Below are 15,985 nucleotides of genomic sequence, written 5' to 3' on the forward strand. Positions count from 1 at the left end.
ATACAATACAAATGAAAGTTTTAGCAAACGATGGCATTTCCAAAAGTGGAATTGCAGCCTTGGAAAAAGGCGGTTATGAAGTAATCACTACAAAAGTAGCGCAAGAACAAGTGGCTAATTTTGTCAATGAAAAAGGAATTGAAGTCGTCTTAGTCCGCAGCGCCACCAAGATTCGTAAAGACATTATCGATGCCTGCCCCGGTCTCAAAATCATTGGCCGTGGGGGTGTTGGAATGGACAACATCGATGTAGATTATGCGCGTAGCAAAGGAATTCAGGTAATCAATACCCCGGCTTCCTCGTCGGAAAGTGTAGCCGAATTGGTATTTGCCCATTTGTTTACGGGGGTTCGTTTTTTACAAGATGCCAACCGAAACATGCCTTTGGAAGGTGATTCCAACTTTGAAGGGTTAAAAAAGGCGTACGCCAACGGTACCGAATTGCGCGGGAAAACCTTAGGAATCATCGGTTTTGGACGCATTGGGCAAGCGGTGGCAAAAATGGCTTTGGGCTTGGGAATGCGTGTGATTGCAGCGGATAGTTTTATCGATAAGGCTACGGTTCGGGTGGAATTTTACACCGGGCAGTTTATCGATGTGGACATACTCACCGAACCTTTGGCTGATGTCCTCAAGCACTCTGATTTCATCACGTTGCATGTGCCAGCACAAGAAAAATATATTATTGACCAAGAAGAATTTGCGCTGATGAAAGACGGGGCAGGTATTGTCAATTGTGCTCGAGGAGGTGTGATCAATGAAGTGGCATTGGTGGAAGCACTTGACCAAGGAAAAATTGGATTTGCGGGATTGGATGTTTTTGAAAAAGAACCCCATCCGGAGATTCAACTATTAATGCACCCCAAAATCTCGTTAACGCCCCATATTGGTGCGGCTACTTTGGAAGCCCAAGACCGTATCGGAACAGAATTGGCCGAGCAAATTATCGGTCTGTTGGGTAAAAAATAATACGGAAAGCATCCTTCGGGGTGCTTTTTTGTTAAAAGGACGTAAAATCTTCGTACAACTTTCGTGGTTTTTGTACCTTTAAGTCATGAAAATTGGCGGTGTATTTATCGTTTTTCTCTTCATGCTTTGGAGTTGCGCGACTACTGCCCCAAAGTCCGATGCGACTGCGGTAGTGCAAAAAACTTCCTCAGGCGATACCTTGCGGATTGCCAATGACTCCTTAGAATATGAAGTAATTATCATTGAACCCGGATTTTATGGGTGGTTGGACTCATTTGCACGACCCCGAGGGTATTATTCGGAAACATTTTTGGAGAGTCGTAATCGATTGTGGGTTCAAGAATGGAACAGTCGTGTAAATCAAGCAAGTCGGTATAACGCATTACAATATGATATGCGCATTGATTACGATCCGAATATACGCTATGGTTATGAGGTGAATTACCTGATTTACAACTTTTTTATTTACTTTCAGTTGCAACACAACCAACGGTTTGGCTTCTTTGATGTTCGCCCCTAATTCGATACCTTTGTTCCCTTATGGCTAGCTTTAAAGAACGATACCACATTACCTCCAATTGGCAATACGCTGTGATATTACTCGTGTTTGCACTCACGGGTTCAACGGCAGCTTATGTGGCAAAAACTTTATTGGCATGGGTGGGAATTACGCGGGAAACTGTTCCTGTCGGGTTGTATTACTTTATTTATTTTGTGGGAATTTTTCCAGTATACCAAGTATTGTTGGTGGGCTACGGCTTTCTTTTTGGGCAGTTTAAATTCTTTTGGACTTTTGAAAAGAAAATGTTGCGGGGCATGAAGTTGGGATTCCTTGTCGATTTATTTGAAAAAAAATAAGGGACGTTACCGCCCCTTTCTATTAACTATTCTTCTCTCCCAACAAGCGGAAAAAGTCGTCTCGATACTCTTTTTTCTCAAAAATACCGCCGTATTGTAAGGTAGAGGTAAAACTTGTCTCGTCTTTAATACCTCGGCTTGAGACACATAAATGTTTGGCTTCCATTACCACCATTACATCCTCAGTATCTAACACGGTCTTGAGTTCGTTGAATACTTGCATCACCATACGCTCTTGAACCTGCGGACGACGGGCAAAATAATCAACAATACGATTCAGCTTTGACAAGCCAATCACTTTACCATTGGACACATAGCCAATGTGTGCCTTACCGATAATGGGTAAAAAGTGGTGCTCACAAGTGGAGTTGAAGTTGATATTCGCTTCGACCAACATTTTATCGTAGTGGTACGAATTATCAAAAACTGAGATTTTGGGTTTGTTGTCAGGGTGTAATCCTGAAAAAATTTCTTGCACATACATTTTGGCTACCCGGTGGGGAGTGCCTCGCAAACTGTCGTCGGTAAGGTCCAACCCGAGGGCTTCCATTATTTGCTCAAAATGATGCTCGATTACCGTCATCTTCTCCGCATCCGTTTTGACGAAAGCATCCGGACGTAAAGGGGTGTCGGCAGCGGTCATTTGGTGATCATCACCAAGGATTTCATACAATTCTTTTTCTGTGACGGTGTTCATGGGTTTTAAATTTTGTCTAACAAATGTACGTTTTTATTAAACAAAAAGCGGACTTTAACGAATATTTAATAGCTGTCAAGTGGATGAGTTTACGGGTTACCCCTTGTGGTATTCCCATTTTTCTTCGTTTCTTTGTAAAAAATGGAATCGATGATAGCGGCCAAAAATATCCACAAACACTACGACCAATTGCATGTGCTCAAAGGAGTCGATTTAACGATTGAAAAAGGAGAAATTGTTTCTATTGTAGGGGCTTCTGGTGCGGGAAAAACCACCTTGCTGCAACTGTTGGGCACCCTCGATCACCCCGATAAAGGAGCGGCCTCCCTCACGATTGATGGCGTCGATGTGTTGGCCTTACGCGACAAAAAACTGTCGGCCTTTCGGAACCAAAAGTTAGGTTTCATCTTTCAATTTCACCAACTCTTGCCTGAATTCACCGCGCTTGAAAACGTGTGTATTCCTGCCTTTATCGCTGGAAAATCGAAAACCGAAGCGGAGGCTGCTGCCAAAAAACATTTGGAATACTTAGGTTTGGGCGAACGTTTACACCATAAACCCGCCGAACTCTCTGGAGGGGAACAGCAACGGGTAGCCGTGGCCCGTGCGCTAATCAACCAGCCCGCAGTGATTTTTGCCGACGAACCTTCGGGGAATTTAGACACTGCTTCAGCCGAAAATTTGCATCAATTGTTTTTCAAATTGCGCGACGAGTTGGGACAAACCTTTGTTATTGTCACGCACAATGAGGAATTGGCCAACCAAGCCGACCGTAAGTTGGTGATGGTCGACGGAAAAATGAGTTAGCCCATGCTTCTTATACTGATTTCTTGGATGTACATAGCGTTTACCCTCTTGATCTGGGGAACAGCAGGAAATCAATGGCTCAAAACTCAGGTAAGAATTCCGCTCGTAAAAACCATTTTGGGATTGGGATTGGTAACTTTTTTTGCCGGTGTTTGGGCGTTTTTCGGTCGAATTCACTGGGAATTTCATCTGGCATTGTTGGTCCTCAATGTTTTTTTGGGCTGGCGCTATTACCCGTTGTGGAAAAGAGCGGTATTCCAATCGTATCTCCGTTTTCAAGCCTGGTCATGGCCCTTAAAGGGTTACTTCGTAGTGGTTAGCTTACTTCTTTTGGCTCAATGTGCTTCGGCGCCCTATGTGATTGACAATGAATCGTATTACATTCAAAATATCAAGTGGCTCAATGAATACGGCTTGGTCAAAGGCTTGATCAACTTGCATTTCTTTTTAGGGCAATTGAGTGGATGGCATATTGCCCAAAGTGCTTTTAATTTCTCCTTTCTCTACGATCGATTCAATGACCTAAGTGGCCTACTCTTGTGGTATGGATTTGCCTTCGCTATGGAGCGATTATCCATCTATTTTGAACGTAAAAAACGAATAGATTTAGTGGTGGGCTTGTTTCCCATAACCGCTCTACTTCTCTTTCAATTTATCAGTGCGCCTTCCCCTGATGTTGTTGTTTATGTGCTCAGTTTTCTCATTTTTTATCTTTTTATTACCGAGTTTCATCAGCCCACGAGGGCAACTTTTGTACAACTGACCTTTTTAGTGCTTTTCACGCTTTTGGCCAAAAATACAGCGTTAACTTTAGCTTTGTTGCCGTTGTATTGGTTTGTGGTCCATTTTAAAACGCTCAACATTTGTTTCCCCAAAGTAGCCTTGCTTTGTGGGTTGACCCTAGGATTATTTGTCGTCAAAAATGTAATCACTTGTGGGGTCCCCGTTTTTCCTTCCCAGCTGTTTTCGGGACAGTATTTTGATTATTCCCTACCCCCTGAAATCGAGCATTTTTATTACGAAGAACTGAAGAAATATGGCTACTTTCTCACCACTGAGAACTACGACGCCTTTTCGCGTTGGGAGCTATTTTTACGTTGGCTGCAACTCCCCAAAATGAATGGATTGTTCAATAAATTAGAAGTGCTTTTACTCGTACTTACGCCCTTTGTCTTTTTCATAATCAAAGAAAAAGGATACCGCGTGGTGTATGGAATACTCGTCATTCAGTTGGGTGTTTTATTTGCCACCTCACCCCAATACCGCTTCTTCCTCAACGGGATTTTGTTTTTAACATGCCTTTGGCTTAGCTTGGTAATTTCACAACGGAAAGCCGTCTATAGTTTGCTTTTTATCAGTCTACTACCCGTGTTTTGGGCGGTTTTGGTTCCTGTGAATTTAAACCGATTTTCCAACTATCGATTTATGTTGGAACTCAGCCATTTCAAACCCGAATATACGCTAACACCCCACCCCAACTCCAAATACCAAATGTACTTTGAATCCCTCAAAGAAGGGAATTTGAACTATTACAGTCCCAAGAGTAACGACTTCTTCTGGGGTACCTATAACGGTCCTCTACCCACCGTCAATAAAGAACAAATCGAGTATTTCAAAACGTATTTTCATTTAATTCCGCAACAGCGTACCAATAACCTGAAAGACGGTTTTTATTCCAAATACCTCCCCGATGACACCCAACGAACTCCGTGATTTTTTGAATGAAAAGGTAGAACGGTATAATCGTCCCGATTTTATTTCCTCCGATCCGATTCAAATTCCCCATCAATTCAGCCAAAAAGAAGATATTGAAATTGCAGGTTTTTTGGCCGCTACCATCGCTTGGGGCAACCGAAAAATGATAATCAAATCAGCGCAAAGTCTTATCGAACGAATGGGAAATGCGCCCTATGATTTTGTGATGACGCATCGGGAATCCCACTTGGAGCCGTTGGACGGATTTGTGCATCGAACGTTTAACGCCACCGATGTGAAAACCTTTATTCGAGGGTTGCGGCATGTGTATACCCAACATGGCGGCATGGAAGCGCTCTTTGAAAAATATCATACATCACACTCGATGCAGCCCGCCATCAGTGCCTTTAAAAAGCATTTTTTTGAAATCGCCCATGAGGAACGAACCCAAAAACACATTTCCGACCCCCTGAATAACTCAGCCGCCAAACGCATTAATATGTTCTTGCGTTGGATGGTGCGTCAAGACAAAAAAGGGGTGGATTTAGGCCTTTGGAAAAACATCCCCATGGCGGCCTTATCGTGTCCACTCGACGTGCATTCGGGCAATGTGGCGCGTAAACTCGGACTCCTTTCGCGAAAGCAAAATGATGCCAAAGCCCTGGTCGAATTGGACACAGCCCTACGAGCGTTGGACCCCTACGATCCTGTGAAATATGACTTTGCCTTGTTTGGCTTGGGCGTGTTTGAACAATTTTAGGCGTACAAAACGATACTAAATTTGCAAGATTTGTCGCCTTTAGGTAGGTGGCTATCGAACAAAAATTGCTATTTTTGTCTACTGGTTCAACACTGAAAACAACACCCATGCTGATAATTGGAATTGCCGGAGGAACAGGCTCTGGAAAAACCACGGTAGTACACCAAATTATGAATGAGCTTCCGCAAACGGAGGTGGGCATCATTTCCCAAGATTCGTATTACAAACACCATCCTCATTTGAGTTACGAAGAACGCAGTATGATTAATTTTGATCATCCGCGGGCTATTGATTTTGAACTGCTGGTTGCGCATTTACAGGATTTAAAAGCGGGAAAAACCATTGAGCAACCCGTGTACTCCTTTGTCACGCACAACCGCACCGAGGATACCGTGATCACCCATCCGCGGAAGGTGATGATTGTCGAGGGGATTTTGATTTTCAACAGTCCCGAACTACGCGATATGTTTGACGTAAAAGTGTTTGTGCATGCCGACTCCGACGAACGGTTGATTCGCCGCTTAAAACGAGATATCGCCGAACGTGGTCGTGACATGGAAGAAGTGCTGAATCGTTACCAAACGACCTTAAAACCCATGCACCAACAGTTTATCGAACCCACCAAAGCCTTCGCCGATATTATCATTCCTAACGACAAATACAATACCGTAGCCATCGATGTGGTGCGCGCGGTGATTAACCAACGAATTGCCTAACCGACGATGAAACAGTGGTATCAAAATCTTATTGCCAATTATCCCTTCCTTCGCTTTTTGGGAAGCCGATATACGCTGGTTTTGATATTCTTTGTGGTTTGGATGTTGTTTTTGGACAATTACGCCTACTTCGACCACCGCATTTTGGATAAAGAAATTAAGGAACTCGAAGAGAACAAAGCTTATTACCAAGAGGAAATTACCAAAGACGAAAAAAGCATCAAAGAAATGAATTACCCGGGGCATATCGAACGCTATGCTCGTGAAAAATATTACATGAAACGCGATAGCGAAGATATCTACATTATTGATATCGAGGAACAACGCCGTAAAGATAGTATTGAAGGAGCAAAACTTTAGTACATCCATGGAACGTCATTCCCGCTGTCCGCACTACATGCCTGTCGGCAGGGTAGTTTGCTCCCATCGGGGCTATACCGCCGACGTCATTCTAGAATATAAAATACTAAAACAGCATTCGTGAGTCAGAACAACCTCTTTCAAGAATTTGATGCCGTTTCCTCCAAACAATGGAAACAGCAAATCCAGTACGAACTCAAAGGTGCCGATTACAACGAAACCTTGGTTTGGGAAAGCCCCGAAGGGATTAAAATAAAACCCTTTTACCACCGCGACGAATTTGAACTTTCGTTGCCTTCCGGGCGTCCGACAAATGGATTTAAAATCACGCAAAATATCTTTGTCCATGATGTGGCCAAGTCCAATGCACGGGCACTCGACACGCTACAACGTGGCGCCGAATGCATTCGATTTACCCTCGAAAATAAGGCAATCTCCCTGGGCGATTTAATGCAAAATTTGCCTCTAAAAGATATCCCTTATTTTTTTTATTTGCCTTTTCTTGAAATCGATTTCGTAAATCAACTGCAGCAATTTGCCCTGCAACACCAAGCGCATTTCATCCTTCAAATTGACCCCATCGGGCAACTCGGAAGAGATGGGAACTGGTTTGAAAATTTAGAAAAGGATTTTGAGAAGATCCACCACATCGCCCAGAACAGCCCTATCCCTTTTCTTTCGATTGACAGCAGTTTGTATCAAAATGCAGGGGCCAATGGAGTGCAACAATTAGCCTATACGTTGGCCCATGCCAACGAATATTTTAACCGTATTCCCCAACACCCACATCCTTTCACGGTGAATGTAGCGGTGGGATCGAATTACTTTTTTGAAATCGCCAAATTGCGTGCCCTACGGTTGTTGTTTACCACTTTGGCCAAAGAATACGGCCATGAACATGAGGTACGTATTCTCGTTACGCCAAGCCGCCGCAATAAAACCTTGTACGATTACAACGTAAATATGTTGCGTACCACCACCGAATGCATGAGTGCCGTATTGGGTGGAGCCGATTTTGTTGCCAATTTACCGTATGATGCGTTGTACCATAAAGACAATGAATTTGGGGACCGAATTGCACGAAATCAGTTGTTGATTTTAAAACACGAAAGTTATTTTGATAAAGTCCACAACCCTGCCGATGGCGCGTATTATATTGAAACGATAACCCAACAATTAGCCGAAAAAGCCTTGGCATTGTTTAAAGATATTGAGGCCCATGGCGGCTTTATCACTCAATTGATGGAAGGTACCATTCAACGTAAAATCAATGAAAGTGCCCAAAAAGAGCAGGAAGCCTTTGATAGCGGGAAAGAAGTTTTATTGGGAACCAACAAATACCCCAACAAAAATGACCGCATGAAGGGCGATTTGGAATTGTATCCGTTTGTGAAACAAAATCCACGAAAAACGCTAATTAGTCCGATAATCGAAAAACGTTGGGCTGAAAAAATGGAACAAGAACGTTTAGCTTCAGAAGAATAGTGATGCGAAAAAATATACAACACCTAACCCTCCCCTCTGCTACCGCAGAAACAACAGTTCATGCAACAGAGCATTTTACAACGGCAGAAGGAATTACGGTCAAATCGAGTTACAGTGAATCGGATTTAGAAGGATTGACGCATTTGGATTTTGGAGCGGGTTTTGCCCCCAACTTACGGGGACCCTATGCCACCATGTATGTGCGACGTCCTTGGACAATTCGGCAGTATGCGGGATTTTCGACTGCTGAAGAAAGTAATGCCTTTTACCGTCGTAATTTAGCCGCCGGTCAAAAAGGACTTTCGGTAGCCTTCGACTTGGCTACGCATCGCGGCTACGACTCCGATCACGAACGCGTGGTGGGCGACGTAGGAAAAGCAGGCGTGGCGATTGATTCGGTGGAGGATATGAAAATCTTATTCGATCAAATCCCACTGGATGAAATGTCGGTTTCCATGACCATGAACGGTGCTGTTTTACCCATTATGGCTTTTTATATTGTAGCCGCCGAAGAACAAGGGGTAGCCCCCCATTTATTGTCGGGTACGATTCAAAACGACATTTTAAAAGAGTTCATGGTGCGGAATACCTACATTTATCCGCCTACCCCCTCGATGAAAATCATTGCCGATATCTTTGAATATACGAGTAAAAATATGCCAAAGTTCAACTCGATTTCGATTTCAGGCTACCACATGCAAGAAGCGGGCGCAACCGCCGATATTGAGTTGGCGTATACCCTTGCCGACGGATTAGAGTACATTCGAACGGGAATGGCTGCTGGAATGGACATCGACAGTTTTGCGCCTCGATTGTCGTTCTTTTGGGCGATTGGGATGAACCATTTTATGGAAATTGCAAAAATGCGTGCCGGTCGGATGCTGTGGGCCAAATTGCTAAAGCAGTTCCAACCGAAAGACGATAAATCCTTGGCCTTGCGCACACATTGCCAAACATCGGGTTGGAGTTTAACCGAGCAAGATCCGTTCAACAATGTAGCTCGAACCACAATTGAAGCCGCAGCAGCTGCGTTTGGGGGAACCCAATCCTTACATACTAATGCCTTGGATGAAGCCATTGCATTACCCACTGATTTCTCGGCGCGCATAGCCCGAAATACGCAAATTTATTTGCAAGAAGAAACCAAAATCTGCAAAACTGTCGATCCTTGGGCAGGCAGTTTTTATGTCGAGAAATTAACCGCCGAAATTGCCGAAAAAGCCTGGGCTTTAATTGAAGAAGTGGAGTCACTCGGCGGGATGACCAAAGCGATTGAAGCGGGAATTCCGAAATTGCGTATTGAAGAGGCGGCCGCTCGAAAACAAGCCCGTATTGACAGCGGACAAGATGTGATTGTTGGGGTGAACCAATTCCGATTGGACAAAGAAGATCCTTTGCATATTTTGGAAGTAGACAACCAAACCGTACGCCGTCAGCAAATCGAACGTTTGGAACAAATCAAAGCAAGCCGCGATACCCAAGCGGTCCAAGCGGCTTTAGCACGTATTACAGCATCGGCGAAAAACGGTGGCGATAATTTATTATTTTTAGCGGTAGAAGCGGCCCGATTGCGTGCCACTTTGGGTGAAATTAGTGATGCTTTAGAGTCTGTTTTCGGCAGGTATAAAGCCCAAATTAGAAGTTTTAGCGGCGTGTATAGTAAAGAAATTAAAAACGATGAAAGTTTTGCCAAAGCGCAACAATTAGCCGATGCTTTTGCCCAAAAAGAGGGTCGTCGTCCGCGGATTATGATTGCCAAAATGGGACAAGACGGCCACGATCGGGGGGCGAAAGTGGTTGCTACGGGCTATGCCGACGTAGGTTTTGATGTAGACATTGGTCCTTTGTTTCAAACCCCTGCCGAAGCCGCCAAACAAGCGGTAGAAAATGATGTACATATTTTGGGTGTATCGTCTTTGGCAGCGGGACATAAAACCTTAGTCCCCCAAGTTATAGAAGAATTAAAACGCTACGGTCGTGAAGATATCATGGTGATTGTAGGCGGTGTCATTCCGGCACAAGATTACCAATTCTTGTTTGATGCCGGCGCGGTCGCTGTGTTCGGTCCAGGGACAAAAATTAGTGAAGCTGCGATTCAAATTTTGGAAGTGCTTTTGGAAGAATAATCTACACCCTTCGGGCCTGCGACTGAGACTGCGACTGTGACTGCGACTGCGATTGTGACTGAGACTGAGACTGCGACTGAGACTGCGACTGCAACTGCGACTGAGACTGAGACTGTGACTGAGACTGAGACTGAGACTGTGACTGCGACTGCGAATGCAACTGAGACTGAGACTGAGACTGAGACTGTGACTGCGACTGCGAATGCAACTGAGACTGAGACTGAGACTGAGACTGTGACTGCGACTGCGACTGCGACTGAGACTACGACTGTGACTTAGACTGAGACTGCGACTGCGACTGTGACTACTACTGAGACTGAGACTGAGACTGCGACTACTACTGAGACTGAGACTGAGACTGCGACTCTAAATCCAACCGCTTCGCAGTTGTTTTTTTGTGGGTATCCTTTCGCTGCAAAATGAATTTTGCGCTCAGGATACCCACAAAAAAACCGGACACTGTCCGGTTTTCTTCGGTCGGGATGACTGGATTCGAACCAGCGACCCCTAGCACCCCATGCTAGTACGCTACCAGGCTGCGCTACATCCCGATTTGAGCGATGCAAATATAAAGTTTTTTTTACGTTTCAAAATTTTATTTTTTGTAATCTTTCAACGGCTTGCTCGAGGGTGGTATCGGATTTGGCAAAACAAAATCGAAGGTGTTGATTTTGAGGCGGATGCTCATAGAAGGGCGATAGCGGAATTGCAGCAACTCCCACCTCTTGTACCATACGTCGCACCAATTTCATATCCGATTCAACATGCGCCGTTGGCCAACTAACCAACTGAAAATAGGAACCTTCACAAGGAAGTAAAGTAAAAGCGGTCGTTTGCATCAAACGGGCGAAATAATCGCGTTTTTGACGATAGAAATCACCTAACAAAGCTACGGACACTTCCTCCAAATAGGCAGTTAAAGCTACTTGGGCCACCGAATTGACACTGAAAACCAAAAATTGATGTACCTTTTTAATCTCGCGCATGAGCGGTTCAGAGGCTACCATATAACCCACTTTCCAACCGGTGCAATGGAATGATTTTCCAAAGGAAGAAACCGAAATACAACGCTCCCATAACTGTGGATATTGATGCACGGATTGGGGGCGAGAGGCAAAGGTGATGTACTCATACACCTCATCCGATAGCACGAGTAGCTGCGGATGCTGTGCAACCAATTTTTGTAAAGCAAGATAATCACTTGAGTTCCAAACCCGCCCCGAGGGATTGTGAGGAGTGTTGATAATAATCATTCGGGTACGCGAACACACAGCACCTTCAATTTGGGGCCAATCGGGTAAGAAATCAGCGCCCAGCGGCACTCGCACCGGATGTGCTGACACCAAATGGATAGGTGTAGTATAACAATCGTAACTCGGATCCAGTACGATAACCTCATCGCCCGGATGAACCAACGCCTGGATGGCCGCAAAAATTCCCTGCGTCGCACCCGCGGTAACCAGTATTTCATGTTGCGGATTGATCAAACGACCGTATTGCGTTTCTGTTAAGGTGGCCAAACGTTCCAGCAAAGGACCATAACCAGCCATAGGCACGTATTGATGAAAATGGGACTCTGCGGCTTGCGCCAAATGCAACTTCAACCGATCATCAATGGGGAAATCTGGAAACCCCTGCGACAAATTGATCGCATTATATTGCACTGCCAATTGCGACATTTCAGAAAAAATACTAGAACCCATCTGAGGAAATTTGGACACCATCCCTTCACTTTTTTCACGAAGATAGTAGGAATAAGGCAATCAACCAAAGTTAGTGATCAAACAGCTGAAGATACTTTTAATCATTATTTACCAATGATAACTGACACCACTTATAAAGCCGAAAATGCTTACAACATTCTGCAAGGGTATTTTATAAAAAAGGATTCAAAAAATTTTCATCGTTGGTTAATTGCCTCTGACCTCAAAAGTGATAAAAAATTACTCCCCTATTTGGAACGCATGGTTGCCAACTTAAAAGAATAAGTACCTAACCATTAACTCATTGACACATCGACACATTGACACATAAACACATTAATACTTCCTTTTTACAAGTAGCATAAAAAAAATAGATATATTTGTTACTTATCCATAAAAAAAGGTTATGAATTACACCCTACACCAATTGCAAGTGTTTTTGAAAGTTACCGAAACCAAAAGCATCACGAAAGCAGCAGAGCAACTCTACCTCACCCAACCCGCTGTATCGATTCAGTTGCGTAATTTTCAGGATCAATTTGATATTCCGCTAACCGAAGTAGTAGGACGACAGTTGTATGTCACCGAATTTGGAATGGAAATCGCACGTGCGGCCCAAAATATATTAAACGAAGTGCAAGCTATCAACTACAAAACGATGGCTTACAAAGGTAAACTAAGTGGAAAATTGAGTATCACCTCGGTGTCTACTGGGAAATATGTGATTCCGTTTTTACTCGCCGACTTTTTAAAACAACATACCGAAGTAGAGCTTGTGTTGGATGTTACCAATAAAAATAGGGTCGTACGTTCGCTCGAAAATAATGAAGTTGATTTTGCTCTCGTGTCGCTTTTCCCCGATTTATCCGTGCAAAGCATTCCGCTGATGGAAAACCAACTCGTGCTTGTGGCCAACCGCGATTTTCCCATGCCCAAAAAACCGCTGACCCTCGAGGCCATACAAGCCTTACCTCTAATTTATCGGGAAGCAGGTTCGGGCAGTCGCTTTGTGATGGAACGGTTTTTAAACCAATTGGACAGCAAGGGAACCAAAAAGATGGAACTCACTGGCAATGAAGCCGTCAAGCAAGCCATTATGGCTGGACTCGGGTGCTCTATCATGCCCGTGATTGGGATTAAAAATGAGTTGCAAAACGGCGATGTGCAAATCATACCCGCCGAAGGACTCCCCCAATCGTCGCAGTGGAACATGATTTGGATGAAATCCAAAAACCTATCACCGGTAGCTGAGGCCTATAAAAATTACCTACTTGAAAATAAATCCACCATCATTCAAAATCATTTTGGTTGGACCGAACAACTGTGAAACTAGTATTCTTCGAATGTTCATAAACATATCATTTCTGTTGTTTACTTAATGTAAATCATATATTGGCTAGCGTCCTTAGCATTCCTCAATTCTCCATAGAAATGAAAAATAGAAGTCTCAATTGAAACAAATTGTACTTTTGGACAACCTATCATCAATCAAAAAGCGAAAAATTAAATCCAATGAAAAAAAATTATCTTATTTCCAGTTTGACCGCCTTTCTTCTTAGTTGGTGTGGTTTTGCCCAAGTAGTCAATGGCGATTTTGAAATTGTTAAAGAGAATTTTCTCCCTTCCAATTGGGGTATGGATTTTGTGCAATTGGTTAGCATAAACCCGACAACAGGGGAAACCGAAATGGATCAAATCCAGTATCCTTGGTCGATCCCTTCTTTTGTATTCGCTACCACAGAAAGTCAATCGGGTATGTATGCCATGGAGTTATCCAATGGATTTAATACAACACGAAATGAAGTTATAATGGCTGAAGCATCAATATTTAACAATCCTGAATTAGACAGTCCAGGCTGGAATGCTGGAGTGCCTATTGAACCCGGAGCCAATGTCACCCTATTGGGATTGTATTATAAATTCTTACCCTTTGGAAATGAAACAGGTGAGGCAAAAATAACCGTGCTCGATGAACTGGGAGAAGAAATAGGTTCGACCACCATTGACTTAGTCGCCACAGGAAATAATTTTGAATACTTATATAGTTTTATTCCTTTCAATACGAGTTCAACACCCTCCTACATGTACATTACTTTGAAAACAGCAAAAGAAGGACAAACACCAGTATTTGGCACCCGATTGATCGTGGACAATGTGGTTACTAATTTCAATGCATTAGTTGTAACAAATCCTCTTCCAAAACCTGAATTCAGTTTAATATCTGAAGTTGTAGATGGTACATTGCAAATACAACCGGGTGATTTAAATGGGTTGGTTACCTATTCATTATTTGACACTAGCGGCAAATGTATCCGACAGAATCAATTAGAAAATAACAACAACTATTTATATACTATGGATGTTTCTGACTTATCCTCGGGCATTTATATCGTTACTGCACAAGATGCGAGTCATTTCTATACCCAAAAAATCATCAAACGATAAGGAGCTAAACTAAATTCGAAAACTACTTATAAAAGCCGAACTTGGGAAACTGGGTTCGGTTTTTTTAGTTATGAATTATGGGTTATGAATTATGAATGTATGGAAAAGTGGAGAAAGTGGAGAAAGTCGTCAGTCAACAGATATTTATTAGAAGGAACATTTTCAAATCTTCAAATTACCTCATTTTCAAATCGGCATATCGACACATTGACACATTGACACATTGACACATTAATCCGCGCCAGGGGTAGCAGTGGAAAGCCCGGATGGCGTACGAAGGGAGCCAACGGACTTGTAACGGATGACCCGGCCGACGTGAGGAGGGGCGCCCCAAAAAATAATTTTATTATGCGCGCATATAAAATTAATTCCTATCTTTACGAAAAATAGACCTCTATGAATTTTGCAGCTAAAATGCTTCGCGACGGAGCTTTGGAAGGAAAAACCATTGTTGTTACTGGCGGTGGAAGTGGCTTAGGGAAAGCCATGACAAAATATTTTATGGAATTGGGCGCTCAAGTAGCCATTACCTCTCGGGACTTAGACAAGTTAACAACCACGGCTGCCGAATTGGAAGCTGCCACGGGAGGAACTTGTTTACCGCTCGCCTGTGATGTGCGGCATTACGACCAAGTCGAAGCAATGTTGGCGGCAGTCATCGCAAAGTATGGCAAAGTCGACGTGTTGTTGAACAATGCAGCCGGAAACTTTATCTCGCCCACCGAGCGCTTGTCGGCCAATGCCTTTGATACGATTATTGATATTGTTTTAAAAGGAACCAAAAACTGTACCTTGGCGTTTGGAAAGCATTGGATCGCCGCCCAACAAACCAATTGCAATGTGTTGAATATTGTCACGACCTACGCTTGGACCGGTTCGGGCTATGTTGTTCCCAGTGCAACTGCCAAAGCAGGGGTGCTCGCCATGACTCGTAGTTTGGCCGTGGAATGGGCAAAATATGGTATTCGTATGAACGCCATTGCTCCGGGTCCGTTTCCAACCAAGGGAGCATGGGACCGCTTGCTGCCAGGAGATTTGGCCGAAAAATTTGATATGTCCAAAAAAGTACCTTTGCGTCGTGTGGGCGATCATCAAGAATTAGCCAACTTAGCTGCCTATTTGGTTTCGGACTTTTCGGCGTATATCAACGGGGAAGTAGTAACAATTGATGGCGGTGAATGGTTGCAAGGTGCTGGGCAATTTAATATTTTGGAAAAGATACCCCAAGAAATGTGGGATATGCTCGAAACGATGATAAAAAGTAAGGGCAGTAAGTAATAAAATTAGGGGTTCGACCCCTTTTTTTGTATCCAAAGGTAAGGTACTCTTGCACAGATTTTAAGCGGAAATGAAGGACAAACTTTA

The 15,985-nt window shown here is 43.5% G+C and carries 16 protein-coding genes and 1 tRNA gene; 14 read left to right on the top strand and 3 right to left on the bottom strand.

Annotation, left to right across the window (positions count from 1 at the left end; translation table 11 throughout):
- The first annotated feature begins 11 nt into the window (after positions 1 to 11).
- The 3 genes from BUC17_RS09175 (at position 12) to BUC17_RS09185 (ending at position 1,826) form a co-directional block, all read left to right on the top strand.
- The gene (locus BUC17_RS09175) at positions 12 to 968 is read left to right on the top strand and encodes a D-2-hydroxyacid dehydrogenase (protein ID WP_073363564.1); all 957 of its coding nucleotides are present in this window, start codon (positions 12 to 14) and stop codon (positions 966 to 968) included.
- Between the two features lie 85 nt (positions 969 to 1,053).
- Positions 1,054 to 1,488: a DUF6146 family protein gene (locus tag BUC17_RS09180; RefSeq protein WP_073363566.1), complete on the top strand. Its 435-nt coding sequence runs from the start codon at positions 1,054 to 1,056 to the stop codon at positions 1,486 to 1,488.
- Between the two features lie 20 nt (positions 1,489 to 1,508).
- A complete protein-coding gene (locus BUC17_RS09185; RefSeq protein WP_073363567.1) occupies positions 1,509 to 1,826 on the top strand; it encodes a DUF6787 family protein in 318 nt (105 codons plus the stop codon).
- Between the two features lie 22 nt (positions 1,827 to 1,848).
- Here BUC17_RS09185 and folE read toward each other — a convergent pair whose 3' ends face one another.
- The gene (folE, locus tag BUC17_RS09190; protein WP_073363569.1) at positions 1,849 to 2,523 is read right to left on the bottom strand and encodes a GTP cyclohydrolase I FolE; all 675 of its coding nucleotides are present in this window, start codon (positions 2,521 to 2,523) and stop codon (positions 1,849 to 1,851) included.
- Between the two features lie 150 nt (positions 2,524 to 2,673).
- On the opposite strand from folE, the gene BUC17_RS09195 reads away from it, so the two are divergent.
- From BUC17_RS09195 to scpA, 7 genes are all read left to right on the top strand, one after another.
- On the top strand, positions 2,674 to 3,330 hold the full coding sequence (locus BUC17_RS09195) for an ABC transporter ATP-binding protein (RefSeq protein WP_073363691.1): 657 nt from the start codon (positions 2,674 to 2,676) through the stop codon (positions 3,328 to 3,330).
- 3 nt (positions 3,331 to 3,333) lie between these two features.
- On the top strand, positions 3,334 to 5,043 hold the full coding sequence (locus BUC17_RS09200) for an LIC_10190 family membrane protein (protein ID WP_143161766.1): 1,710 nt from the start codon (positions 3,334 to 3,336) through the stop codon (positions 5,041 to 5,043).
- Entirely contained in the window at positions 5,021 to 5,785 is a 765-nt protein-coding gene (locus BUC17_RS09205) for a TIGR02757 family protein (RefSeq protein ID WP_073363572.1), read from the top strand. Before BUC17_RS09200 ends, BUC17_RS09205 begins: the two co-directional genes overlap by 23 nt.
- A gap of 107 nt (positions 5,786 to 5,892) precedes the next feature.
- Positions 5,893 to 6,501, top strand: a complete 609-nt coding sequence (gene udk / locus BUC17_RS09210) for a uridine kinase (protein ID WP_073363693.1) — start codon at positions 5,893 to 5,895, stop codon at positions 6,499 to 6,501.
- 6 nt (positions 6,502 to 6,507) lie between these two features.
- The gene (locus tag BUC17_RS09215; RefSeq protein WP_073363574.1) at positions 6,508 to 6,861 is read left to right on the top strand and encodes an FtsB family cell division protein; all 354 of its coding nucleotides are present in this window, start codon (positions 6,508 to 6,510) and stop codon (positions 6,859 to 6,861) included.
- 120 nt (positions 6,862 to 6,981) lie between these two features.
- Positions 6,982 to 8,346, top strand: coding sequence for a methylmalonyl-CoA mutase subunit beta (locus tag BUC17_RS09220; RefSeq protein WP_073363575.1), 1,365 nt, complete (start codon positions 6,982 to 6,984; stop codon positions 8,344 to 8,346).
- 2 nt (positions 8,347 to 8,348) lie between these two features.
- The gene (scpA, locus tag BUC17_RS09225; RefSeq protein ID WP_143161767.1) at positions 8,349 to 10,472 is read left to right on the top strand and encodes a methylmalonyl-CoA mutase; all 2,124 of its coding nucleotides are present in this window, start codon (positions 8,349 to 8,351) and stop codon (positions 10,470 to 10,472) included.
- Positions 10,473 to 10,949: 477 nt separating this feature from the next.
- Here scpA and BUC17_RS09235 read toward each other — a convergent pair.
- Positions 10,950 to 11,023 (bottom strand) — tRNA-Pro (locus BUC17_RS09235).
- Between the two features lie 36 nt (positions 11,024 to 11,059).
- A complete protein-coding gene (locus BUC17_RS09240) occupies positions 11,060 to 12,196 on the bottom strand; it encodes a methionine aminotransferase (RefSeq protein WP_073363695.1) in 1,137 nt (378 codons plus the stop codon).
- Between the two features lie 93 nt (positions 12,197 to 12,289).
- Here BUC17_RS09240 and BUC17_RS14095 point away from each other — a divergent pair, with 93 nt between their 5' ends.
- From BUC17_RS14095 to BUC17_RS09255, 4 genes are all read left to right on the top strand, one after another.
- Positions 12,290 to 12,460, top strand: a complete 171-nt coding sequence (locus BUC17_RS14095; RefSeq protein ID WP_159433943.1) for a hypothetical protein — start codon at positions 12,290 to 12,292, stop codon at positions 12,458 to 12,460.
- Positions 12,461 to 12,581: 121 nt separating this feature from the next.
- The gene (locus BUC17_RS09245; RefSeq protein ID WP_073363578.1) at positions 12,582 to 13,502 is read left to right on the top strand and encodes a LysR family transcriptional regulator; all 921 of its coding nucleotides are present in this window, start codon (positions 12,582 to 12,584) and stop codon (positions 13,500 to 13,502) included.
- 185 nt (positions 13,503 to 13,687) lie between these two features.
- Positions 13,688 to 14,620 (top strand): T9SS type A sorting domain-containing protein, encoded by a 933-nt coding sequence (locus BUC17_RS09250; RefSeq protein WP_143161768.1) that lies wholly within the window; start codon positions 13,688 to 13,690, stop codon positions 14,618 to 14,620.
- A gap of 396 nt (positions 14,621 to 15,016) precedes the next feature.
- The gene (locus BUC17_RS09255) at positions 15,017 to 15,898 is read left to right on the top strand and encodes an SDR family oxidoreductase (protein WP_073363581.1); all 882 of its coding nucleotides are present in this window, start codon (positions 15,017 to 15,019) and stop codon (positions 15,896 to 15,898) included.
- Positions 15,899 to 15,985 lie beyond the last annotated feature (87 nt).

The organism is Flavobacterium fontis (genome assembly GCF_900129405.1).
Classification (GTDB): Bacteria; Bacteroidota; Bacteroidia; order Flavobacteriales; family Flavobacteriaceae; genus Flavobacterium; species Flavobacterium fontis.

Coding starts and splice junctions, on each gene's coding strand:
- BUC17_RS09245 (WP_073363578.1), top strand. CDS start 12,582: ATGAATTACACCCTACACCAATTGCAAGTGTTTTTGAAAGTTACCGAA.
- BUC17_RS09215 (WP_073363574.1), top strand. CDS start 6,508: ATGAAACAGTGGTATCAAAATCTTATTGCCAATTATCCCTTCCTTCGC.
- BUC17_RS09175 (WP_073363564.1), top strand. CDS start 12: ATGAAAGTTTTAGCAAACGATGGCATTTCCAAAAGTGGAATTGCAGCC.
- BUC17_RS09250 (WP_143161768.1), top strand. CDS start 13,688: ATGAAAAAAAATTATCTTATTTCCAGTTTGACCGCCTTTCTTCTTAGT.
- BUC17_RS09200 (WP_143161766.1), top strand. CDS start 3,334: ATGCTTCTTATACTGATTTCTTGGATGTACATAGCGTTTACCCTCTTG.
- udk (WP_073363693.1), top strand. CDS start 5,893: ATGCTGATAATTGGAATTGCCGGAGGAACAGGCTCTGGAAAAACCACG.
- scpA (WP_143161767.1), top strand. CDS start 8,349: ATGCGAAAAAATATACAACACCTAACCCTCCCCTCTGCTACCGCAGAA.
- BUC17_RS09255 (WP_073363581.1), top strand. CDS start 15,017: ATGAATTTTGCAGCTAAAATGCTTCGCGACGGAGCTTTGGAAGGAAAA.
- BUC17_RS09185 (WP_073363567.1), top strand. CDS start 1,509: ATGGCTAGCTTTAAAGAACGATACCACATTACCTCCAATTGGCAATAC.
- BUC17_RS09195 (WP_073363691.1), top strand. CDS start 2,674: ATGATAGCGGCCAAAAATATCCACAAACACTACGACCAATTGCATGTG.
- folE (WP_073363569.1), bottom strand. CDS start 2,523: ATGAACACCGTCACAGAAAAAGAATTGTATGAAATCCTTGGTGATGAT.
- BUC17_RS09205 (WP_073363572.1), top strand. CDS start 5,021: ATGACACCCAACGAACTCCGTGATTTTTTGAATGAAAAGGTAGAACGG.
- BUC17_RS09180 (WP_073363566.1), top strand. CDS start 1,054: ATGAAAATTGGCGGTGTATTTATCGTTTTTCTCTTCATGCTTTGGAGT.
- BUC17_RS09240 (WP_073363695.1), bottom strand. CDS start 12,196: ATGGTGTCCAAATTTCCTCAGATGGGTTCTAGTATTTTTTCTGAAATG.
- BUC17_RS14095 (WP_159433943.1), top strand. CDS start 12,290: ATGATAACTGACACCACTTATAAAGCCGAAAATGCTTACAACATTCTG.